Source organism: Ignavibacteriales bacterium (assembly GCA_026390595.1).
In the GTDB taxonomy this organism is placed as follows: Bacteria; Bacteroidota; Ignavibacteria; order UBA10030; family UBA10030; genus UBA9647.
On record JAPLFQ010000025.1, the window covers coordinates 116650 to 139511 of the forward strand.

Sequence of the window (22862 nt, forward strand, 5' to 3'; positions counted from 1 at the left end):
CTTCAAATCTTCACCAACTCATCCTTCGCACATCCTAGGTTGTTGCGAGTTCCTTTTCCGCTTACCGCACGATCATTGCCTTTTTCACGATCTGTTTCTCGCCACTCTGCCCGCCAGAAATTGGGCTGGCTTGCATCCGAATCATGTAGATCCCACTGGGCAGATCCACTCCATGCTTGTCTTTTCCGTTCCACTCAACAGTGTAGGTGGAAGGTGACCGCATACCATTCACGAGAACGGCGATTTCCTGTCCAAGGATGGAGAAGACGCTGATTCGGACGTTCTGGCTCTCTGGAAGGCCGTATCGGATTGTCGTGCTCGGGTTGAAAGGATTCGGGTAGTTTTGGTCAAGCGTGAGTTGAGTCGGTACCAGCCTCTCCTCGCTGATCTTCTCCACTCCGACGGCCAGTGATGACCGTGTTGCAATGATCGAGTAAGCTCCTGCCGTACCGGTCCAGAGGCTGACTCTGAAGTAGTACGCCGCTCCAGGCGTGGGCTTGATCCCAACCCGTGAGTATATTCCCGATCGCGAATCTGAGGTTATGTATGAAACAGAGTCTGGCGCAAATGCCGTAACATCGAGGTCCACTGTCGAATCAGAAGAGACGTGGACGTAAACAGAGTCGCTTGACGGTGCAACGAGTCGCCAAACGTCTCTCGTGTCGGTATAGCCGGTTGAATAGTAACCTAAGTGGCCAGTGCTCGCGGCATTGAATGCGAGTGTGGTCGAGGTCGCAAACCAGTCATTGCCTTCGACATCATTCGCCCGAACCGGTGGAACGTGAGTGATTCGAAGTGTATAACTGGCCCCGTTTCCGATCCAACGACTCAACCGGGCATAGTATGTCCCGGGACGGAGATACACGATGCATTCGGAGATCGTACCGGAGCGACTATCAGACGTGAGGTATGTCGTGCCGTTGACATCGAAGAGAGTAAGATCGAGGTCGTACCTGGCACCCGAGCGGTCGAGCGAATCGCTCGTGACGCCGACGGTGACTTTGCCGTCGCCCGCGATTGTGAATTTCCAGTAGTCTTGCGTATCGGTCGAGCCGTTGGTGGAGTAGCCTAAATGGCCCGTGACGCTTCCGTTGACCACAGAAGTGGAAGCGGTCTGGTAGGTATCATTACCTTCTGCTGCCTCGTTGGCGAGTGGGGGGGCAAAGAACTCCGCCTTGATATCGTAGCTTCCCCCGCGCCCCGTCCATCGGTTTACGCGAACGAAGTACGTGCCCGGGCGCAGAAAGGCATCCACCTGGGAAAAGGTGCCGGTTCGGCTGTCGCTTGCGATATATGATGTGCCGTTGATATCATACATCGTGAAATCAAGATCGAAATTCTGATCCCCGCGCAAGTCCAGAGAATCGGATCGCACCTGAACGCGAAGCCAGCCGTCTTCCGTCGTTGTAATCTTCCAGTAGTCAGCATTGTCGGTATTCCCCGCACCATAGAAGCCGAGGTGTCCGGAGGACGTACCGGTCGGACTGAGAACCAACGCGCCCGCCGGCGTGTCATTGGGTTCAAGATCCACGGCCCGGCTCGGCGATGCAAACGTGGAAGTGATCGTGTACGTACCCGATGTTCCCGTCCACCGGCGCGCATACACATAGTAGGTGCCCGGCTTCAGGAATCCGAATACCTCTGAATATGTACCCGATTGGCCATCCGAAGTAATATAGGTTGTTCCGTCGTTATCGTAGAGCGTCACGTCGATGTCGATCGTTGAAGTCGAAGTAATCTGAATCCGAAGGTAGCCATCTGTTGTGGTTGTCACCTTCCAATAATGATCTTTGGATGCGTCGTTCATGGATCCGCCGGCGCTGCCGCTCGGCGAAATCGCCGTTGCCGATCCGATGCTGCTCCCTTGAGCGAACGCAAGTGTTGGCAAGAGAAGAATGAGAAATAGTATCGAAAAGATCCGGAGCATAACAATCCTCCCTGAGGTCTGTCCTCACTGCTTGTACTTTTGAGATAAATGCCACGTGGACTTTTGTTGTTCGGTGCGGTGTGTCCTGTCATTATAGTAAATTATAACACGCAGAATCAAGCTCTGGGATCACATCAGGCCGGGAAGTTCATTCGGTTGCTCTTTCTGTTCAAACTGGGTTCCCCGATGATGCCGGGGTTTGGTGATGCAGTCAGGTCGATTCAGTCAAAGAACGCCGCGTCGGAGAAGCGTCCAATGAAGAAGGTGAATCGAATTGAGACTCGATCGACCCTGCTGTGTTCCTTGCCTTTCACGCCGCCATTTCTTACTTTCATTGGAATTCTATCCCCTTCTGATCATTCTCGGGCGCATCGGACATCGTTCATGCCGCGCTACACTCTCGAAGAGATACGCTCAATATTTGCTAACTCGACGGATTTCAACGACATCTTCGATGCATTCGAGGATGCCGTCGCTCAGCGCGTGCAGGATGTTGAGCTGTACCGGCTCCTGTTCTGGAACCACTCGCTTGGTCCTGATGAACTCTGCCTCTTTGGGGAAAAGCTCGCGAAGGAGTTCTCAGGCATTGCCTACGACATCTACATGTGGCTGGCAAGCGTCTTCGAAGTGACCTATTCCTCGTACGACAACTTCGAGCTGGCGATCAAATACTATCGCAAGGCCGCGGATGCAAGGCCGAGTGCTCCCGATCCCTATCTTGACGCGTGTGATTGCTACGACCCGGACCTCAACATACCTCCCGTCGACGTGCTCCTGGAATTCCTCAAGACCAGCCTCGGTCACGTCAGCAACAAGAAGGTCATCCTCAGCCGGCTTTCTCATCTCTACCATCTGATTGGCGACGAGGAACAGAGCAAGTATTATCGGGACCTCGCAGAACAGCCGGATCGACCGAAGACGCCGAATGACCTTAACTGACCGTCCTTCCTCCCGCGGGATGTTGTTCGTTGTTCTCGCGGTCTCTCTCTGGGGAGGTTCAGCATCTCTCGCGAAATTCTTGTTCCAAACCAGGTACGACCCGCTGATCATCACCCAAACGCGGTCCTCGCTCTCGTTTCTGCTGCTTGCAGCGTACTTCCTGATTACCGACCGTTCCGTGTTCCGCATCCGGTTGGGCGAGTTGTACAGATTTGCTCTCATAGGCATCGTCGGTATTGCCGCGACGAATTTCACGTACTACTTCACCGTGAAAGAATCATCGGTCGCTACCGCTATTCTGGTTCAGAACATCGCCCCCGTCGTTGTCATGATCTACGCTGTGGCCATAAGCAAAGAGGAGGAATTGACAGGGATCAAGGTCATTTCCCTGGTGCTTGCCCTCTGCGGGTGTTTCTTCGCTGTGAGCGGGGGTTCGATGAGTGAAGTGCGTCTGACAGGCTGGTCTTTGCTCACGGCCCCGTTGTCGATGCTCACCTATGCGTTCATGCTCATTTTCTCAAAACGTGTCCTTCGCCACTATGGCGTCTGGACGCTTCTTGTGGGCGGCCTCGGTTTCGCGACGATGTTTTGGCTTCTCGTCAATCCGCCGTGGGTCATCGCTGCAAGAGGATATGGCATGAGTGACTGGGGAGTTTTTCTGGGCTTCGCCGTTGCGTCCATTCTTCTTCCGTATATTTTCTTCGCGAAAGGATTGAAGATTCTGGAGGCGACCACGGTAGGCATCCTGACGACACTGGAACCCGCCATCGCGATCACGGTTGCCTGGCTTGCGCTGGGCGAATCGATCAACGCAGTGCAGGTCGCCGGGACTGTCGGCGTCGTAGGATCGGTGCTCCTGCTTCAGGTGCGCCGGGATTCGTTTCGGAAATTTCTGAAGGATCGTCGCCATGCCGAGTGAACGGAGAATCGCGCGGTTCGAATATGTCCTGAAACATCGTCAGCCCGATCTGACCGTGGTGATGGAGAACATTCACGACCCGCACAACGTCAGCGCGATGCTCAGATCGTGCGACGCTGCCGGTGTGTGGGAAGCGCAGCTGCTCTATAATAGTGACGCCTTTCCCAAGATTGGCAAGAAAAGCTCAGCAAGTGCAGGGAAATGGGTAGGTCGACGGAAGTACAAGACGGTTTCAGAATGCTACGGGACGCTTCGATCCGAAGGATTCCGAATCTACGCCACCCGCCTCGACGAAAAAGCGCGTTCGTTGTACGATATTGACCTGACGCAGAAAGTCGCTCTTGTGTTTGGGAACGAACACCGCGGCGTATCGGATGAAGCCGCAGAGGATGCCGACGGGATGCTCCAGATACCCATGTTCGGCATGATACAGAGCCTCAACGTGTCCGTGGCGTGCGCTATCACGTTATATGAAGCGCTCAGACAGCGTCTCTTGAAAAACGGTTACGGTTCGGGCAAATTCTCCAAGTCCCAATATGAGGAATTGCTCGAAACGTGGATGAAGAAATGATCCAACTATCCGACAGATCGCCAATCTGTCGTGCTTGAAATTGGGAAAGTGCCGATGGAACTCCGTGCTGGAACACAGAACCTCCTGAGTGAGATCGAACGATCCTCAGCCCGGTCACTGAATTACCGCGACGAAGTCGGCTCGCTTATCGAACTGGTTCATCAACAACAGCTGGCGGATGTGTTCAACGAGATCATATTTCTAGCAAAATTCGTGATGAAATCCTCGGCGGTGATGAAACGGATTGGCAACGGCGGGGAAGGATACGACAAGCTTGCCGCCGAATTTCAGTCGTGTCTTGAAAAAATATCCGCTCTGCTGAAGCAGATCGTCGGGCTGGCCCCGGAGGAATCCAGGTGCCGCATGCTTTCTTTCTTTTTCGCACTGACGCCAGAGAGCCTGGAGCACCTGATGCTGCTCATCACGGATCTCTCTGTGGTGAAGAATTGGGTTCTCGACGGGGGTCGACTTCCCGAGGGGCTTGGTGGGTGATGGCGAAAAACAAAGGTGAAGTGCCGCCTGATATCGATACAGCAGCTGAACTGCGGAGAATCACGATATCTGGTTCCCTGTCGATTCTCCTCTTGACGCTCGCGGTTCTGCTTGACGGCCCGGTTTCGATCCTTGCCTGGCTGTTGCTCGCATCTGCGTTGTTGTGTCTGGTGTATGTAGTCATAGCGTCCCGCAGTCTATTGCTCCACGTTCGCTCACTTGATCGCAAGGCTGAAACCCATGAGTAACACTCGGTCCGAACATCGGCACTTCCGGAGATTTTCCGCTCTTTTCGTTTTCGTTTTCCTGATTCTATCGGTGGTTTTCCCCCGACAACCGAAGTTCGCCGGCAAGGCTCTCGTCAAGCCGGGTATTGACGTGCTCCGCAGCCGCGGATTCGACATACTGAAAGGGAAGCGAGTAGGCCTGATCACAAATCCGACGGGAGTGAGCGCTGACCTGGAACAGACAGTGGACATCCTGCACTCTGCTCCCGGCGTGAAGCTGGTTGCCCTGTTCGGACCTGAGCACGGTGTTCGCGGTGACGCCGAAGGGGGGAAGATCGTGGATAGTTTCAACGACAGCCAGACCGGTCTTCCCGTGTACTCTCTGTACGGGAGAACTCGCAAGCCCACGAAAGACATGTTGCGCGGCATCGACGTCCTGGTCTATGATATCCAGGACATCGGCGTTCGCTCCTACACGTATATTTCGACGCTTGGTCTGGCGATGGAAGCAGCGGCTGAGAACAACGTGACGTTTGTTGTCCTCGACCGTCCTAATCCGCTCACGGGAGTCCGGGTGGAAGGATCGATGCTAGAGCTGAATTACAAATCGTTCATCGGCGCCTACCGCATCCCGTATGTGTACGGAATGACGGCGGGTGAACTCGCCGAGATGATCAATATGGAAGGTTGGCTGGACAAGGGAGTGAAGTGCAAGCTGGTCGTAGTCCCGATGGAAGGATGGAAACGATCGATGTGGTGGGATGAAACAGGTCTGCCCTGGGTTCCCACTTCTCCTCACATTCCACATGCCTCAACACCTTTGTTCTACGTTATGACGGGCTTGCTCGGTGAGCTGGGAACGGCGAATCAAGGAGTCGGCTATACGATGCCCTTCGAACTCGTCGGGGCTTCGTGGGTGAATGGGGACAAGCTTGCAGACGATCTTAACAGCCGAGGGTTGTCGGGAGTCCGATTCCGCCCTCTTTCGTACAGGCCGTTCTACTTTGACACGGGGGATTCACGATTTCTTGGCGTGCAGATACACGTCACGGATCGTGAAAAGTTGAATATGACTGCGGTCCAGATCAGCGTCATTGATGCTCTGCAGCGGGTGTTCCCCGAGAAGAACATCTTTGCGCGGGCCAAGCCCGACAGGATCGGTTCTTTCGACAAGGCAATGGGGTCGGACCGGATGCGCAAAATGTTTCAGAGTCGAAAATCCGTCGAAGAGATCCTCCGCGAAATCGATCGTGAGAAAGCGCCTTTCATGGTAGAGCGTCAGAAGTATCTTCTCTACGACTGAGCCGGCTCCCCAAAAAGCAGCCCTTTCGACAGATGTCATTCCCGCAAGGCGTAGGCGGGAATCCAGACATTGCGCAGAGTAGCCTGGTCGTCCTTTGGACTCCTGTCTGGATTCCCGACAGATACGTTCGGGAATGACACAGGCGTGGGTGGACAACCTCTCTTCAAAAGAGTTCTGGTTCAGCGAAACGGGGCGGAGACAATAGAAGTTTCTGGCCTTGAGAGATGGAGCTCGAGAGCTTCCTGCAGATTCTTAAGGGCGGATTTTTCAGTTCTTCCCTGGCTCGGAACGTCCACCTCGATGCACTGGGCCACGAACCATTTGCCTTCTTTCCTTATCACCGCGGTGAACTCTCTTGACATTCTTTTCCTCAATGCAGTTGAGTCGATGACTCAAATATAACCTGATTTTTTGGAAAAGCAATCTGCCGTCCGTTTTCGTCAAGGCATTTCCATTCGAGCTTTTCCCTCCTTGCTTTTCAGCCATCCCTTTGGTATTATTGACAAACCACAGAGAAGCTCACGCGCATAGTCATTCGTTTCATGGAGCAGGCCGCAAACTTCACCGTGCGACAGCAATCACCCCATGATGCGGTAGACCCCCCGGCGCAGCAGTCCCGTCAGACAAACATCTCAACACGTTCAGAAGACACGGCCTCAGTTGCCAAAAGGTATGCAAGAATCAAGCTGCGATTGAGCTTGCTGGGCACCGCTCTGTTCTTTGTGCTGACCATCTGTGTCCTTGCCAGCGATGCGACGAGGATTCTTGAAGAGACGGCGCGAAGGTTCTTTGACAACGACTACGGTGTCCTGCTCGTATTCACCGCGGCGCTTGGTGTGGCAGAAGTCATCCTAACTCTTCCGTTGCAGTACTACTCAGGATTCTACCTTGAACATAAATACAACCTCTCCAATCAGACGCTCAGCGCATGGATGTGGGAAGGCCTAAAAGGATCGTTGGTCAGTATCCCGATCGTCGTACCTCTGATTGCGGTGCTGTACTATTGTGTGCGGACGTTCGGTTCACTCTGGTGGCTGCCGGTCGGATCGTTGCTCTTTCTTGTATCCGTGGTCCTGGCGAGGCTCGCTCCTGTGCTCATTCTCCCGCTCTTTTACAAGTTCAAGCCGCTGAAGGATGGTGAGCTGAAGACGAGGATTCTCACTCTCTGCCACAACGTTGGTATGCCCGTGCAGGGAGTGTTTGTATTCGATATGAGCAAGAACACGAAGAAGGCCAATGCGGCCTTCACGGGGATAGGGAAGTCGAAGCGGATCATACTCGGCGATACGCTTGTCGCTAATTTCCGGGACGAGGAAATCGAATCCGTTTTTGCCCATGAGCTTGGACATTACAAACTCAGGCATATCGCCGTGATGATGGCTCTCGGCACCGTCAGTAGTTTCTTCGGTCTCTATCTGACGGCGCTTGTGTATGCGCATAGCCTGACCTGGTTCGGATTTGTTTCGCTCGATCAGATTGCGGCGCTTCCTTTGCTCGCGCTCTGGCTTGGCGTATATTCACTCGTCGCAAACCCGATCACGAACATGATCTCGCGGGCGCATGAGTACGCGGCAGACAGATTTGCTGTTCGCCTTACGGGAAACGCTGAAGCGCTTGGAAATTCCCTCAAGAAACTGGCGTCAATCAATCTTGCTGACGTGTCACCCCATCCATGGGTGGAATTCCTGTTCCATAGTCACCCATCCATTGAAAAGCGGATCAGAGCGATTGACCTCGCGGCCATTCGCACAGCGTCGGGGGCGCAACGATGATCCTTACGTCCTTGAAGATATGCCTTATCTGGATTGCCGCGATTCCCGTGTCGATCATTGCACTCATTTCCACCCCGCTTGACCGGACGGGGGTGACGTTTCACCTGATGAGCCGCCTCTGGTGCAGCTTCATACTCTGGCTTTTTCACATCAAGATCAGGACCAAAGGGGCGGAGTTGCTCGACCCGAAACAGCGATATGTGTATATCTCGAACCACGCCAGTGCATTCGACATCCCCGCCGTGGTTGTCGGCATCCCGGATGGTATCCGGTTTGTTCTGAAGAAAGAACTCACCCGAATCCCCATCTGGGGATGGGCGCTCAAGTACGGACATTACATCACCATCGATCGCGGAAAAGCGCGCGATGCTATGAAAAGTCTGGACGAGGCGGCTGTGCACATGCGCAACGGTGCCTCGGTTATTCTCTTTGCAGAGGGGACCCGCACGCGTGACGGCAGGCTGCAGCCGTTCAAGCGCGGAGCATTTACGCTGGCCGTCAAGGCCGGGAACCCGATAGTACCTGTCACAATCAACAACACGTTCAGGATTCTGCCGAGAGGATCGCTGCGCGTAAACCCTGCCGACATCGAACTGGTCTTCGGTGAACCCATCCAGACTACGGCGATCGACGGGAGGGACGGGGAACAACGATTGATGGAACAGGTACGCCAGGCCATCGCAGCCGCCTTCACGGAACAAGGATAAGAGGTCATATGTCTGTTACGCTGAAGGATGTCGATCATATTGCGAAGCTTGCCCGTCTCGAGTTCACAGACGAGGAAAAGGCGACGTTTACACATCAACTGAACTCCATCCTTGCCTATGTCGAGCAGCTGAACAAGCTTGATACAACGAACGTCGAACCGCTCGCTCATGTGATCGAACTCGAAGATGCCTTTCGCGTGGATGTCGTCAGGCCGGGCGTAAGCCAGGAAGACGCTTTGAAGAATGCGCCGGCGAAGAACGAGAAATTCTTCAAAGTTCCCAAAGTCATAGGGGACCATTGACCATGGAGCGTGTCATCGCTGTCATCCCGGCGCGCTACGCGTCGCAGCGCTTGCCGGCGAAGCCGCTGGTGGACCTTCTTGGTAAGCCGATGATCCAGCGGGTGTACGAGCGAGTCCGGAAAGCCTCGTTACCCACAAGTGTCATTGTTGCAACTGACGATGAACGCATAGCAGATGTTGTGCGGAAGTTCGGAGGAGAGGTGATGATGACCTCGCCTGACATCAAGAGCGGCAGCGACCGGGTTGCGGCGGTTGCGCGTGAACTCCCGGGAGAAATTTTCGTCAACGTTCAGGGGGATGAGCCGCTTATTGCACCAGCCATGATCGATGAGGCCGCGCGCGTCCTCCTCGATGATCCCGCGGTGATGGTCGGGACGCTCGTCAGGAAGATCGAATCCGTGGATGACCTCGCGAACACGGCTGTCGTCAAAGTGGTTGTGAGTGCCGGGAACGATGCGCTCTATTTTTCCCGGACTGCGATCCCTTTTCTGAGGGATGTCCCTGATCAATCCCAATGGTTGAAACATCACACATTTTTCAAGCATGTTGGAATGTACGTTTTCAGGAAGGATTTCCTTCTCAGGTATGCCTCGATGCCGGAATCGAGCCTCGAGAAGGCGGAGCGGTTGGAACAGCTCAGGATCCTGGAGCGCGGGTACCGGATCAAGGTTGGTATTACAGAACACGACAGCGTCCCGATCGATACTCCTGATGACGTTCGCCGCGTCATCGAACTGTTGCGGGCTCAACAATAGGATATTCATTTTTTCTGGATAGAACGAAGCCATGCCAAAAAACCATGTCAAATTCATCTTCGTCACCGGCGGTGTAGTGTCGTCGCTGGGTAAAGGGATCGCCGCCGCCTCACTTGGTTTGCTCTTGAAAGCGAGAGGCCTGAGAGTCACGATTCAAAAATTCGATCCGTACATCAACGTGGATCCGGGAACGATGAACCCGTTCCAGCACGGCGAGGTCTATGTGACCGATGACGGAGCGGAGACAGATCTCGATCTTGGGCATTACGAGCGATTCCTTGACGTGAGCTCCACACGCCAGAATAACGCGACAACCGGACAGATCTACTATGAGGTCATCGCCAAGGAACGGCGCGGGGACTATCTCGGTGCGACGGTTCAGGTCATTCCCCACATCACCGACGAGATCAAGAGGCGTATCGCTTCGCTCGCGGCGACCGGCAAGTATGATGTGATCATCTCCGAAATCGGGGGCACGGTTGGCGACATCGAAAGCCTCCCGTTCCTCGAGGCAATCCGGCAATTCACGCTGAAGGTCGGCCACCGCAACGCCTTGAACATCCATGTGACCCTGGTCCCGTATATCAAATCTGCGGGTGAGCTCAAAACAAAGCCGACGCAGCACAGCGTGAAGACTTTGCTTGAGATAGGTCTCCAGCCGGACATTCTCATTTGCCGGTCCGAGAAGCACCTGAGCCGCGAGTTGCGGGAAAAAATCGGGCTCTTCTGCAACGTCGAAACGGAAGCCGTCATCGAGGGACGTGACGCCCAATCCATATACGAAGTCCCGTTATTGTTTGAACGCGAGCAGCTTCCGAAGATTGTCCTCGAAAAGCTCAACTTGAAGTGCGGCAAGCCGGATTTGCGTCGCTGGACCCGGTTCGTGAATCGCGTGAAGCACCCGCGGGGGAAGGTCACCATCGCAGTGTGCGGAAAATATACCGATCTTCTCGACGCGTACAAGAGCATCAACGAGGCGTTTGTACACGCCGGGGCGGAAAATGACGTTGTGGTGGAGGTGCGTTGGGTGAAAGCGGAGGATATTGAACATGACGGAGCCGAGCACTACCTGAGCGATGTCGCCGGTTTGCTGGTCCCCGGTGGATTTGGGGAGCGCGGGGTCGAGGGAAAAATCCAGGCGATCCGATACGTTCGCGAGCACAAGATCCCGTTCCTGGGGATATGTCTGGGACTGCAGTGTGCCGTGATCGAGTTTGCCCGCAATGTGTGCGGCTTGAAGGGGGCGAACAGCGCGGAGTTCAAGAAGACAAAAAATAACGTCATCGATCTGATGATGGATCAAAAAGGGGTGAAAAACATGGGAGGGACGATGCGGCTGGGGGCGTATCCATGCATCGTCGCCAAAGGGACAAAGGCGATAAAGGCCTATCACAAAGATCTCATTTCTGAACGCCACCGTCACCGGTACGAAGTCAACAACAAGTTCAGGAAGAGACTTGCTGAAGGGGGAATGGTCTTCAGCGGCGTTTCCCCCGACAATACGCTTGTCGAGATTATCGAGCTCCCTGATCATCCGTGGTTCGTCGCCGGACAGTTCCATCCCGAGCTGAAGTCCCGTGCCATCAATCCGCATCCCCTGTTTCGGGACTTTGTGAAAGCGGCGAAAGAACACGCCGGATAGAACTCGTTCATCCTGGAGAAAAGTAATGATGTCTCGACAGTTCTTCATTCTTCTGCTGCCCGCACTTGTGCTCATGGGGTGCACGGCGTCGTCGAGACTCCAATCTGCGCTCGGCAACAAGTACAAGTATTCTGTTTCCATGACCGGACCGGAACGATCGAAGGACATGCTGTTTCGGGACGAGCAGCTGATGATTCAATTCCGCGTGGACGATCCGGGGATCCGGTTCCAGGCCCAGAACATTTCTCCAGCCGAGATGCGCATCGATTGGCCGAAGGCAACAATCTCCATCCACACTATGCCTTCACCGGTACGGAACTTGTCAACCTTCTACGATTCAACAAAGTCGCAGCCCGCCGTGCAGACTATTCCGCCCTTGGGAGTTGTCCGTGATGTGATTCTGCCGCGGGGCAATTCGTATTTCGATGGTACCCAGTGGCGTGTTGATGATCTTCTGCCGACGACGGACGCTGGAACATCAGCTCACCGCGGTCGTCATCGCGAGCGGCTTTCTCGGCTTTCTCAGTTATATGATGACGATGAAAAAAGTCCCGGTGGTGGAATGACCGGCAATCTCATGTCCAGATCGACACGTCATATTCTCGTTTCGCTTTCCTTCCTGTTCGCGGTGAGTGCGCTTCTTGGAGCGTGTCGAAGCTCAAAGCAGGCGGCTACTGGGGACGAGGCGTTCTTCGAACCCCTCAAGTCGGTCAATCGTCTCCCAGTACAGAAAGCACCGGCAGCTCCTGCCAATCTCTCGGCGTGGGACAACAAAGCGGATACACTGGTGAAGCGGCAGATAGACCAGGACAGACGCATCGGAGCGCTCACGGACCAACTGCAGCGTCTCGAAACCTCCCGCAAAGGAGACCAGAGAGATTCATCGAAAAAAACCGCCGCCCAAACGGCCAAACCCTCCGCGCCCGAGCCGAAACCGGCGGTTCAAGCGGACGAGAAGGCTGTGCGGCTCTACGAAGCAGGCCATCATAAGGAGGCGGTGGAAGTCCTAAGAGGATTGCTGCAGCCCGGGATTACGAAAGATCTCGAGGAGAAGTATCGCTTCATGCTTGGTGTGAGCTATTTCAACCTGAAGCAATTCGATCTGGCTGCCGCATCACTCAAGACTATCACAGATCGTAAAGGGTCCAGCATGAGGCCGGACGCATTTTTTGTCCTGGGCCAAACCTACAAGCAGCTGGGGGCGAGGCGGCAGGCAATTTCCATGTTCGAAGCGGTCCTGAGAGAATCACCGAAGGCTGCTCTCGCCGCGTCAGCGCGGGAAGAATTGAAGGAGCTTGCATCGAAGAAGTGAAGGTGCCGATGCCTGTCAGATGTGTACAGGACATAGAAAGAAAAGTCCCGCCGAAGATTATCCGGCGGGACTTTTTGCTGTACTGCTGATCATGTCGCTTTGCTCAGTCTGCATCACTGAGCTATTTTTTCTTCCTGGGGGAGGGGGGACGCTTCGGAGGTGCAGGCGGTTGAATTGCCGATTCAAGTTGTTTAATTTTCGCATCCAGTTCCGCCGCCGAAGTAGCAAGCGAGTCGAATACTCTTGCCTCAAGATCTTTGCGCTGTCGTTGTGCCTGATTCAGCGCTCCGTACATCATCATACTCGCGATGATCATGACCCCCAGCATCACGTAGATCCAAACCACTTTTGAATCCAGGTCCCGCCGGAGCAGCTGCGCGTTGTAAACCACGATGAACTGAAGGCTGTCAACCCGCCTCGCCATTTCATCGACGTTCGCAAATCCCGCTTTGTCGGCGGAGTCTTTTTTGCCTTTTTCCGCCTGACTTAAGACGCGGTTCTGGTTCTGCGGAGTTGCCGGAGTGCCTGATGCAGGAGAAGCCGCCGCGATGAGTAACACCATCAGTGTCCAAAGAAAACACTTCGATACCATTGTGCTCATGTAATCCTCGTTTCCATTGGGTTGATGCGGTGATGGGGGGTTCACGCGCCCTCCAAATTAGAGAGATGGCAGTGGAAAGTCAACCCCCATTTTCTGAGGCCGTGAATCGTTGAATTTCAGCCGGTGTTTGGCTATCTTTTCTCCACACCGGTATGCTCACCTGATTCCCCAAAATCCGAGAGGTATTTCTTATGCGCCTACTCTTTCACAGCATGCTCCTCGTCCTCCTTGGTGCCCCCGCTTTCGGTCAGGGGCAGCCAGTCGACGTCCTTTTCGTCAATGGAAAGATCTGGACTGTGGATAAGGCAAAACCAAGCGCAGAAGCTCTCGCTGTCCAGCGGGGCCGGATTCTTGCCGTGGGCTCGAACAGCGAGATACTGAAACTTGCCGGCACCGGGACGCGGATCGTCGACCTCAAGGGGAAACGCATGCTCCCCGGTTTCATCGACAATCATACTCATTTCATGAGCGGCGGATTTCAGCTCCAAAGCGTGGACCTCCGTTATGCGAAGAGCGAATCGGAGTTTGCGGCGTTGATCAAAGCCAGGGCTGAAAAATATCCCGGCCGGTGGATCACGGGAGGCGATTGGGACCACGACAACTGGCCCGGAGGCAACCTCCCCTCGAAAGAACTCATCGATCGCTTCACGGCACAAACTCCTCTGTTTGTCAACCGGTACGACGGCCACATGGCACTCGCGAATTCCTATGTGCTCAAACTTGCCGGCATCGACAAGAACACACCCGATCCGCAGGGGGGAACCATTGTCCGGGATAAGAAAACCGGGGAAGCGACAGGAGTTCTGAAGGATGCCGCGATGAATCTTGTCTACCGGCATGTGCCCGATCCCAGTGAGCCGGAAATGATCGAAGCTGCGAAGCTGGCACTTACCGAGGCGCGGAGATTTGGAGTGACCAGCATACAAGACGTTTCCTCCGGGGGTGATGTGCGCGTGTACCAGATCCTGCGGGACAAGAGTGAACTCACTGCGCGTTTCCACTGCAGGGTGCCCCTCAGTCAGTGGGGAAATCTCGCCGCGGTGGGCATCAAGGTCCCGTTTGGCGATGAATGGGTTCGCATGGGCTCTCTGAAGGAATTCGCAGACGGATCGCTCGGTTCATCAACAGCTCTCTTCTTTCAACCATTCCTATCCGATCCTGGCACGCACGGTCTTGCCATGGATGTGGTGCTCGACGGACAGCTGGAAAAATGGTCGATGGGTGCCGACAAGGCCGGGCTTCAACTTTCGATTCATGCGATCGGTGACAGCGCGAACAGCCTCACGCTGGATATCTTCGAGAGGATTGCGAAAGCGAATCCGAAGTGGGACAGAAGATTCCGGATTGAACATGCTCAGCACATCGCGCCGAAGGACTTCCGGCGATTTGCAGAGCTCGGCGTGATCGCGTCCGTGCAGCCCTACCACGCCATCGACGACGGGCGATGGGCGGAGCAGAGAATCGGGCGCGAACGATGCAAGACGACGTATCCGTTCCGGACGTTTCTCGACAACGGCGTCAGGATGTGTTTCGGAAGTGATTGGACGGTCGGACCGTTGAGCCCCGTGCTTGGTATCTATGCTGCTGTAACACGCCGGACGACAGACGGCGCCAATCCGAACGGTTGGTTCCCTGAACAAAAGATTACAGTCGCGGAAGCGATCGAAGCCTACACGGTCAACTGCGCCTACGCCGTGTTCGAAGAGAATGAGAAAGGTTCGATCGCGCCGGGGAAAATGGCGGACTTTGTCGTCCTTTCGGATGATATCCTCACGATCGATCCTGTCAAGATCGAAACCGTCAGCGTCGAGATGACTATTGTCGGCGGAAAAACTGTGTACGCAAAGTGATCGGGTGGGCAATCTTGATCAACTGACAGCACTTCGCGGTGCGAGCGAATGAACCTTCTTGATCTGGCGCGGAGATTCCGAAAAGGAATTTTCATTGCCCTTTCCCTCGTCGTGATCGAGCACGTCGCGTGGATCATTGAACCTGCCTTGTTCGGTAAGGTGATCGATGCGTTGATCGATCGCGCGAGCACTGAGGGTCCCGCTCTCCAATCCCTGAACGTCACGCCCCTTTTTCTCTGGATCATCGTCTTTGCAGTCAATTCCGGTACGGGAGTAGTTCGACGCATCGTCGATGAGCGGATCTACCTCCGGATCTACGCCGAACTCGCAACCGGCGTGGCCACCGGCAGCCAAAGGAAGCAATACACGGTTTCGAAAACCGTCGCCCTCACTCAGCTGTCCGAGCAGTACATTTCTTTCCTCCAGTACCGCATGCCCGAGATAATCGATCAGATCGTGTCTATCACGGGGGCGGTCATTGCATTAGCGGCATTCGACTGGCGATTATCGGTGGCATGCCTTACGATCATCCTGCCGCTTATGCAGGTTACGGGTGTCTACACGCGGAAAGTGAGCACGCTTCAGAAGCAATATCACGACAACTTTGAGACCACGACTGATGTGTTCGCACGTCAAAGTGTGGAAGAGGTCAAATCCTACTATGCGAGGCTGACTTCCCTCAAGCAGAGCATCGCGAATTGGGGAGCGTTCAATTTTGGCATCATGAGACTTGCACTCCTGGTGATCTTCATCGCTGTACTCTACATCTCCATTGACCTCGACAACTTCAGCACTGGTGCGATCTATTCGATCGTCGCGTATATCTGGACCTTCATCACGACATCGGAATATATCCCTGAGCTCCTGGAGAGCTGGACATCACTCAAAGACATATCCCGAAGATTGAAGGAAGGGGGGGAATAGTTGCAGCGCGAAGTTCATTTCGCCCTGTCGTTATCCCGCCAACGGGGAAACTTTGCTATATTCACCCAATCAGACGACGATCATCGTGAACCGACCACCGACCAAACCTAAGACGAATATCATCCAACGCGCTGAATCGCCGCTCCAGTACGTTAAGGGTATTGGGCCCAAGCGGGCGGCCGCGCTCGAATCCGTCGAGATCCGCACGGTGCGGGACCTTCTGCACAATTTCCCCTTCGATTACCTCGACCGGAGCAGTATCGTCAGCATCCGCGACCTCAAGAAGTATGTCGATGCTGAGAAGCCCGTGACCGTCATCGGCCAGGTCTTTCGTCAGGAGATGCGTCGCTCGCGGCGTTCAAACCGTCTCATTTTCATTTTGACACTGGAGGATGCGACAGGGCACCTGCCGTGTGTCTGGTTCGAGGGAGTACAGTGGTTCAAAGATGCGTTCGAAGCAGGCGAACTCCTGGCGGTGTCCGCCTACCCGGACTTTGACAAGCTGGGTCGAATCCAGTTCACGCATCCCGAGTTCGACCGCCTCAAGGGAGCGGAAGAAGAAGACGAACCGGACTGGGGAAAACTCTTCAATACCGGCTCCATCATCCCGAAGTACAGCTCTACGGCAGACCTGACGAAAGTCGGTCTCGACAGTCGTGGCTTTCGCAGGATCACTCGCAGTGCGTTGAAGAGTCACCTGAACACGGTGGAGGAATTCCTTCCTGATGAGATCCGCGCGCGTGAAAACCTTGCGGGTTGTCGTACAGCGCTTGGACAGATCCATTTTCCCGCGAATCAGGACGAACTTGCAGCAGCGCGCCGGCGGCTGAAATTCGACGAGTTGTTTTTTCTCCAGCTGATGCTCGCGTTTCGCAAACGGCGTCTCAGTGAGGAGAAGAAGGGGATCACCTACTCCACAGAAAGCGAATTGGCGCGGTCGCTTGCTGGCTCGCTCCCGTTCGAATTGACCAGGGCGCAGCGCAGGGTCCTGAACGAGATCGCCGATGACATGCGCGCACCGAAGCCGATGAACCGGCTGCTGCAGGGAGATGTCGGCAGCGGGAAAACCATCGTCGCACTCCTTGCCATGCTGGTTGCGGTGCAGAATGGATATCAGGTCGCGCTGATGGCGCCGACAGAAATACTCGCGGATCAGCATTTTCGCACGCTGGCAGGGTATCTGAAAAACCTCCCTGTGACCGTGCGGTTGCTGACCGGGGGTCAACGAAAGAAGCTGCGCGAAGACGTCCTGGAGGATATCCGGAGCGGCCGGGCGCATATCGTTGTCGGTACCCATGCTCTTATAGAAGAAAACGTCTCGTTTGCGCAGCTCGGTTTTGTGGTGATCGACGAGCAGCATCGTTTCGGCGTGATGCAGCGTGCGACGCTCCGCGGAAAGGGACTCAACCCCGACGTCCTCGTGATGACAGCGACGCCGATTCCCCGCACGCTCTCTCTCACGGTCTACGGCGACCTTGACGTGTCGGTGATCGATGAAATGCCCGCGGACCGCAAGCCGATCAAGACCGGCGTGCGCCTGGAGAATCAGAAAGAGAAAGTGTACCAATTCGTGCGCGAGGAAGTGCGGCGCGGCCGCCAAGCGTATATTGTGTTCCCTCTGATTGAAGAATCGGAGAAGGTTGATCTGAAGGCGGCGACGGAGGAGTTCGAACATCTGAAGACCGCGGTGTTTCCTGAATACACATTGGGCCTGCTCCACGGCCGCATGAAGTCCGAAGAAAAAGACGGGATCATGGGACGATTCAAGGCCGGCGAGATCCACGTTCTCGTTTCCACGACCGTCATCGAAGTCGGTATCGATATTCCCAATGCCACGATCATGATCGTTGAGAATGCCGAGCGGTTTGGGTTGTCGCAGCTTCACCAGCTCCGCGGGAGGGTCGGGAGAGGGGCCGACCAGTCCTATTGCATCCTCGTGGCCAACTACGGTTGGTTCGATGACCACCGGAGGGGCAAGGAAGTCGGCGAGCTGAAGAGGGAGAAGTTGAACGCCCAGATCCGGCTCGACACGATGGTGGAGACGTCCGACGGTTTCAAGATCGCCGAAGTGGATCTGAAACTCCGGGGGCCGGGGGAGATTTTCGGCATCCGGCAGAGCGGCATACCGGAATTCCGCATCGCCAACCCCGTGGAGGACGGCGATATCATCGCAATCGCACGAAAAGAAGCATTTCTTCTGGTTGAGCAGGATCCCCAGCTCCGGTTATCATCTCACAAGAACCTCCGGAAACACTTCGAAGAGCGCTACCGAGATGCTCTCGCGCTCGGCAGCATCGCTTGATCCATCCCTTCTCTCCTCTCTCACCTGAGAAGATCCTCATGGTCCTTCGCTCGGTCGACGACGCTTGCTCCGTGAGCGCGACCTCGCGCGGTCGGTCGTTGACATCGCGTGATCACCTCCGACCGAGTCGCGCGTGGTGACCGATCCGCGGATCGTGTCAAGGAAGATCGCGCGTTGGAAGCGCGAAAAACCCGTCTCAGACTTGACAACGACGTTTAAAAGCTTATATTTGTATCAACGATACACGTTCATTGATAGGTCGTCCTCCCACATCTGAAAGGTTGATCAACCTGCTTGTTACCGCGATTGAATGTCGCGCTCGTCTATAACATGAAGAAGGAACACGCGGATGAAGTTTCGACTCATCCCCGGAGTGGTGGCAATGGAGAGGGTGAGGTGTCGGTTGCAGCGCAAACGAAACTTCAGGAGACGAGACACGACACATACGCAGAATGGGACAGCGAAGCGACCATTCTCGCCGTGAAGGCAGCTTTGGCGGAGCGACACAGCGTGACGATGTTCGAAGCGACTGAGGATGCTCCCCAACGACTTCTCGAAGCCCGACCCGATATTGTGTTCAACATCGCGGAAGGATTGAGAGGACCCTCCCGAGAAGCGCAGATCCCCGCCATCCTGGACATGCTTGGAATCCCGTACACAGGATCTGATCCTGTAACGCTGGGAATCTGTCTGGACAAGGCGCGCGCGAAAGAGATTCTTTCCTTTTATCAAATCCCCAATCCGGCATTTCACGTCATCGCATCGGTCGACGAGCTTCGGCATTGCTCTGTCGAATTCCCGTCCGTCGTGAAACCTCTGCACGAAGGATCGAGCAAGGGGATTCTGAACGCTTCTATCGTCCGGACGCAGAATGAACTTGAAGTTCAGGTCGAACGCGTTCTGAACGAATACGCGGAACCGGCTCTCGTTGAAAAGTTCCTCCCCGGTCGCGAATTCACCGTCGCGCTTCTTGGAAACGGCCAATCTTTGCGTGTTTTCCCAATAGTAGAAATTCGCCTGGACAAACTTCCCGCCGGGGTCAATCCCCTCTATTCATATGAGGCAAAATGGGTGTGGGATCAGAGCGACCATCCGGTGGAAATGTATGACTGTCCGGCGAAAATTGATGCCGACCTTGAACGCCGCATCAAAGAGACTTGTATAAAGGTGTTCACTGTTTTACGATGCCGCGATTGGTCGAGGATCGACATTCGTCTGGATGAGCACGGAACGCCGAATATCGTTGAGTTGAATCCTCTTCCGGGAATTCTGCCGAATCCCGATGATCATTCGAGCTTTCCGATGGCGGCGCGGGCGGCCGGATTTTCTTATAACGCAATGCTTAACGCTGTCTTGGATGCAGCCATCCAGAGATATGGAATTGCTTAAACGATTGCCGGCAAATAAGAAACCGGTTACCGGTTCACACTAGTGCGGAGAGAGTATGGCGAAGAAGGTACACATTGCTGTCGTGTTCAACGAGCCCACGGTCGCAACATCAACCGGGAGGAAATTCATCTCGGAGATGGGGAAGATCGAGGCGGCCGTGACGCGCGCACAGGTGATCTCGGCGAACCAGGCGCAGTCCGTCGATTTGTCTGAAGTAGGCGTTCTCGAAGAACGGGCGCAAGTCCAGGACGCGTTATCGAAGACCGGCTACAAGACGTCGCTCTTTAATATGAACAGCGACATCAAACGGCTTATTCAGTTCATCGAAGAAAAAGAACCCGATCTTATCTTCAATCTGTGTGAGTCTGTCGGCGACGAGGCGACGCATGAAATGTTTGTTGCAGGTCTCTACGAACTGATGGGAGTTCCCTACACCGGGGCTGGCGCATTTGCTCTCGGCACGTGCCAGAACAAGGCGCGGACCAAGCAGATCCTGAGCTTTTATGATATCAAGGTCCCCAAGTTCGCCCTGTATAAGAACGCCAACGAGGTCGTTGAGGACAGCTTCAACTTGAAGTTTCCGGTGATTGTGAAGCCCTCGCTTGAAGACGCGAGCGTGGGGATTGATAATGGTTCGGTTGTCGACAACTTTCCTGCTCTGAAAAAACGTGTCCGCCATATCTTCCAGAACTTCGATCAGCCGGCTCTCGTCGATGAATACATCGAGGGGCGGGAACTCAACGTTGCCATCATCGGCAACCGGCGGCCGATCATTCTGCCGATTTCAGAGATAGACTTTTCCGGGCTGCCAGCCGAGTTGCCGAAGATTGTGACGTATGCGGCGAAGTGGTTGGAGGGAACGGACGAGTACAAAGGTACGGTCGGTGTCTGTCCGGCTCAGATTCCTCCGGAGGTCGAGAAGCAGGCGAAGGAGATTGCTCTGCAGGCCTACCGCGTCATGGGATGCCGCGACTACGCGCGCGTCGACATGCGGCTCGACAAAAACAACAACCTGTATGTCATCGAAGTCAATCCGAATCCCGACATCAGCGACGATGCGGGCTTCGCGCGCTCTGCGCGGGCGTACGGATACTCGTTCGACGAAATCATCAACAAGATTGTGGAGTACGCGCTTGAGCGTACACCGTAAGAGAAGCCATGGCCATCCGCCCGTTTCGTGCAGAAGATCTTGAACCGCTTGTGGCCCTGGTGAAAGCGACGGATGTATTCCGGCCGGAGGAAGTGGATGTTGCGCGGGAGTTGATGGAGGTAGTGGCCAGGCAGCCCGGGCAGAAGGATTATGTGATCTCGACGCATGAAGATGAGAGCGGCACCATCCGCGGATACTACTGCATAGGGCAGACACCTATGACAGAATCCACATACGATTTGTACTGGATAGCGGTTGATCCCCGGGTCCATGGTCAGGGAATCGGGAAGCAGCTGCTTCGGCACAGTGAGGAGTACATCAAAGAACACGGCGGCAAACTTGTTGTCGCTGAGACTTCCTCGCTGCCGAAGTACGAGAAGACACGATTGTTTTACGAGCACAATCATTACACCGAGGCGTCGCGCATCAACGACTACTATGCTCGTGGCGACGGGCTCGTGGTGTACATCAAATACCTCTGAGGAGGAACAAACAACCTGTATGGAACTCTGGCAAGAGATGTTGCGACAGAGTGTGGACAGCGGTAAGGATCTCGTCGAACGGTTTGGATTTGACAAGGAGCTCGCCGAAAGGCTGAACAAGCTCTTTCACATCCGAGTGAATCCGTACTATCTCAGCTTGATCCGCTATCCCGGCGACCCCATTTGGCTCCAATGCATCCCCGATGCTGTGGAGCTCGAAGATCGCAACGGTCTGGAAGATCCACTGAACGAAGACGCTGACAGTCCTGTTCCGAGCATCACGCATCGTTACCCCGACAGGGCGCTCTTTCTCGTCACGAGCCAATGCTCCATGTATTGCCGGTTCTGTACGAGGAAGCGCAAGGTGAGCGACTCCACCAAGATCAACTCGAAGTGGATCCAGGATGGCGTTGACTATATTGCGGCGCATCCGGAGATTCGTGATGTCATCCTATCGGGCGGCGATCCGTTGATGGTTACTGACTACGTGCTCGAGCGCATCCTTTCCAGCCTGCGCGCGATTCCTCACGTCGAGATCATCCGTCTGGGCACAAAAATGCCATGCGTGCTCCCTCAGCGCATCACGCCGAAACTGTGCAAGATGCTGAAGAAATACCATCCTATCTACGTCAATACCCACTTCAATCACCCATGGGAGTGCACGCCTGAAGCGGACAAAGCGTGCGCGATGCTGGCCGATGCCGGTTGCCCGGTCGGTAACCAGGCGGTTCTGATGAAAGGGGTCAACGATGACGCCGACGTCATGCTTGATCTCCATCGCAAACTGCTCAAGATGCGTGTCCGGCCGTACTACATCTACCAGGCTGATCTGACCAAGGGGACCAATCATTTCAGGACCCCGGTTCGCAAGGGTCTGGAGATCATGGACAAGCTGCGCGGGCACACGTCGGGCCTGGCAATTCCCTACTATGTGATCGATGCGCCGGGCGGCGGCGGAAAGATACCGTTGCTGCCGCAATACGTCCTCGGACGGAACGGGAAAGATATCATCCTTCGCAACTACAAGTATGAAATCTTCACGTATCCGGATGTCGAGGAAGAACAGCCCGAACCGCAGCTGGTCGTGGAGACAAAATACCGGCGCCGCCGGAGGATGACGGAGAAGAAGGTGGTTCCGAACGAACCGGCAAAACGCGAGTTAGAACCGGAGCCGGTGAACAAATAGGTCCCTCCATTCACCTTTTGAGAAAGCCCGCGCTTGCTAGCTGCGGGCTTTTTTGTTTCATTAGAGACAGAATAATCCTCGAACAGAGGATTTGATCATTCCAATGAGGG

Annotated in this window: 22 protein-coding genes; 19 read left to right on the forward strand and 3 right to left on the reverse strand. The window is 54.8% G+C overall.

Features of this window, described 5'->3' with window-relative positions; all coding sequences use genetic code 11:
- Positions 1 to 61: 61 nt before the first annotated feature.
- Complete coding sequence (locus NTU47_14405) at positions 62 to 1927, reverse strand: pre-peptidase C-terminal domain-containing protein (GenBank protein ID MCX6135001.1); 1866 nt, start codon at positions 1925 to 1927, stop codon at positions 62 to 64.
- Between the two features lie 384 nt (positions 1928 to 2311).
- Between NTU47_14405 and NTU47_14410 the strand changes: the two genes are divergently transcribed.
- From NTU47_14410 to NTU47_14435, 6 genes are read left to right on the forward strand one after another with little or no spacing between them, the layout of a single operon-like run.
- Positions 2312 to 2866 carry a hypothetical protein gene (locus NTU47_14410; GenBank protein MCX6135002.1) on the forward strand — a complete coding sequence of 185 codons (555 nt, stop codon included), beginning with the start codon at positions 2312 to 2314 and terminating at the stop codon, positions 2864 to 2866.
- Positions 2853 to 3785: a DMT family transporter gene (locus NTU47_14415; protein MCX6135003.1), complete on the forward strand. Its 933-nt coding sequence runs from the start codon at positions 2853 to 2855 to the stop codon at positions 3783 to 3785. Before NTU47_14410 ends, NTU47_14415 begins: the two co-directional genes overlap by 14 nt.
- A complete protein-coding gene (locus tag NTU47_14420; GenBank protein ID MCX6135004.1) occupies positions 3775 to 4356 on the forward strand; it encodes an RNA methyltransferase in 582 nt (193 codons plus the stop codon). The genes NTU47_14415 and NTU47_14420 overlap by 11 nt, the downstream gene beginning before the upstream one ends.
- A gap of 54 nt (positions 4357 to 4410) precedes the next feature.
- On the forward strand, positions 4411 to 4848 hold the full coding sequence (locus NTU47_14425) for a hypothetical protein (GenBank protein MCX6135005.1): 438 nt from the start codon (positions 4411 to 4413) through the stop codon (positions 4846 to 4848).
- Positions 4848 to 5096, forward strand: coding sequence for a hypothetical protein (locus NTU47_14430; protein MCX6135006.1), 249 nt, complete (start codon positions 4848 to 4850; stop codon positions 5094 to 5096). The genes NTU47_14425 and NTU47_14430 overlap by 1 nt, the downstream gene beginning before the upstream one ends.
- Positions 5089 to 6378, forward strand: coding sequence for a DUF1343 domain-containing protein (locus NTU47_14435; protein ID MCX6135007.1), 1290 nt, complete (start codon positions 5089 to 5091; stop codon positions 6376 to 6378). Before NTU47_14430 ends, NTU47_14435 begins: the two co-directional genes overlap by 8 nt.
- 179 nt (positions 6379 to 6557) lie before the next feature.
- On the opposite strand, the gene NTU47_14440 is transcribed toward NTU47_14435, so the two are convergent.
- Positions 6558 to 6740 carry a type II toxin-antitoxin system HicB family antitoxin gene (locus tag NTU47_14440; protein ID MCX6135008.1) on the reverse strand — a complete coding sequence of 61 codons (183 nt, stop codon included), beginning with the start codon at positions 6738 to 6740 and terminating at the stop codon, positions 6558 to 6560.
- Between the two features lie 204 nt (positions 6741 to 6944).
- On the opposite strand from NTU47_14440, the gene NTU47_14445 reads away from it, so the two are divergent.
- Genes NTU47_14445 through NTU47_14470 form a run of 6 tightly spaced genes read left to right on the forward strand, consistent with a single transcriptional unit; the run spans position 6945 to position 12868 of the window.
- The gene (locus tag NTU47_14445) at positions 6945 to 8150 is read left to right on the forward strand and encodes a M48 family metallopeptidase (GenBank protein MCX6135009.1); all 1206 of its coding nucleotides are present in this window, start codon (positions 6945 to 6947) and stop codon (positions 8148 to 8150) included.
- On the forward strand, positions 8147 to 8857 hold the full coding sequence (locus tag NTU47_14450) for a lysophospholipid acyltransferase family protein (GenBank protein MCX6135010.1): 711 nt from the start codon (positions 8147 to 8149) through the stop codon (positions 8855 to 8857). Before NTU47_14445 ends, NTU47_14450 begins: the two co-directional genes overlap by 4 nt.
- A gap of 8 nt (positions 8858 to 8865) precedes the next feature.
- Positions 8866 to 9159 carry an Asp-tRNA(Asn)/Glu-tRNA(Gln) amidotransferase subunit GatC gene (gatC, locus tag NTU47_14455; GenBank protein ID MCX6135011.1) on the forward strand — a complete coding sequence of 98 codons (294 nt, stop codon included), beginning with the start codon at positions 8866 to 8868 and terminating at the stop codon, positions 9157 to 9159.
- 2 nt (positions 9160 to 9161) lie between these two features.
- Positions 9162 to 9914 (forward strand): 3-deoxy-manno-octulosonate cytidylyltransferase, encoded by a 753-nt coding sequence (gene kdsB, locus NTU47_14460; protein ID MCX6135012.1) that lies wholly within the window; start codon positions 9162 to 9164, stop codon positions 9912 to 9914.
- 31 nt (positions 9915 to 9945) lie between these two features.
- Positions 9946 to 11556 carry a CTP synthase gene (locus NTU47_14465; GenBank protein ID MCX6135013.1) on the forward strand — a complete coding sequence of 537 codons (1611 nt, stop codon included), beginning with the start codon at positions 9946 to 9948 and terminating at the stop codon, positions 11554 to 11556.
- A gap of 25 nt (positions 11557 to 11581) precedes the next feature.
- Entirely contained in the window at positions 11582 to 12868 is a 1287-nt protein-coding gene (locus tag NTU47_14470) for a tetratricopeptide repeat protein (GenBank protein ID MCX6135014.1), read from the forward strand.
- A gap of 121 nt (positions 12869 to 12989) precedes the next feature.
- Here the strand turns inward: NTU47_14470 and NTU47_14475 are convergent, their stop codons facing one another.
- Positions 12990 to 13469, reverse strand: a complete 480-nt coding sequence (locus tag NTU47_14475) for a hypothetical protein (GenBank protein MCX6135015.1) — start codon at positions 13467 to 13469, stop codon at positions 12990 to 12992.
- Between the two features lie 191 nt (positions 13470 to 13660).
- Between NTU47_14475 and NTU47_14480 the strand changes: the two genes are divergently transcribed.
- The 7 genes from NTU47_14480 (at position 13661) to NTU47_14510 (ending at position 22752) form a co-directional block, all read left to right on the forward strand.
- Positions 13661 to 15319, forward strand: a complete 1659-nt coding sequence (locus NTU47_14480) for an amidohydrolase (protein MCX6135016.1) — start codon at positions 13661 to 13663, stop codon at positions 15317 to 15319.
- Positions 15320 to 15367: 48 nt separating this feature from the next.
- Complete coding sequence (locus tag NTU47_14485; protein MCX6135017.1) at positions 15368 to 16243, forward strand: ABC transporter six-transmembrane domain-containing protein; 876 nt, start codon at positions 15368 to 15370, stop codon at positions 16241 to 16243.
- A gap of 85 nt (positions 16244 to 16328) precedes the next feature.
- A complete protein-coding gene (gene recG, locus NTU47_14490) occupies positions 16329 to 18545 on the forward strand; it encodes an ATP-dependent DNA helicase RecG (protein MCX6135018.1) in 2217 nt (738 codons plus the stop codon).
- Between the two features lie 330 nt (positions 18546 to 18875).
- Positions 18876 to 19934, forward strand: coding sequence for an ATP-grasp domain-containing protein (locus NTU47_14495; protein ID MCX6135019.1), 1059 nt, complete (start codon positions 18876 to 18878; stop codon positions 19932 to 19934).
- Between the two features lie 55 nt (positions 19935 to 19989).
- Positions 19990 to 21084: an ATP-grasp domain-containing protein gene (locus NTU47_14500; GenBank protein ID MCX6135020.1), complete on the forward strand. Its 1095-nt coding sequence runs from the start codon at positions 19990 to 19992 to the stop codon at positions 21082 to 21084.
- 8 nt (positions 21085 to 21092) lie between these two features.
- Positions 21093 to 21566 carry an N-acetyltransferase gene (locus tag NTU47_14505; protein ID MCX6135021.1) on the forward strand — a complete coding sequence of 158 codons (474 nt, stop codon included), beginning with the start codon at positions 21093 to 21095 and terminating at the stop codon, positions 21564 to 21566.
- 19 nt (positions 21567 to 21585) lie between these two features.
- Positions 21586 to 22752, forward strand: coding sequence for a KamA family radical SAM protein (locus NTU47_14510; protein MCX6135022.1), 1167 nt, complete (start codon positions 21586 to 21588; stop codon positions 22750 to 22752).
- Positions 22753 to 22862: the final 110 nt, after the last annotated feature.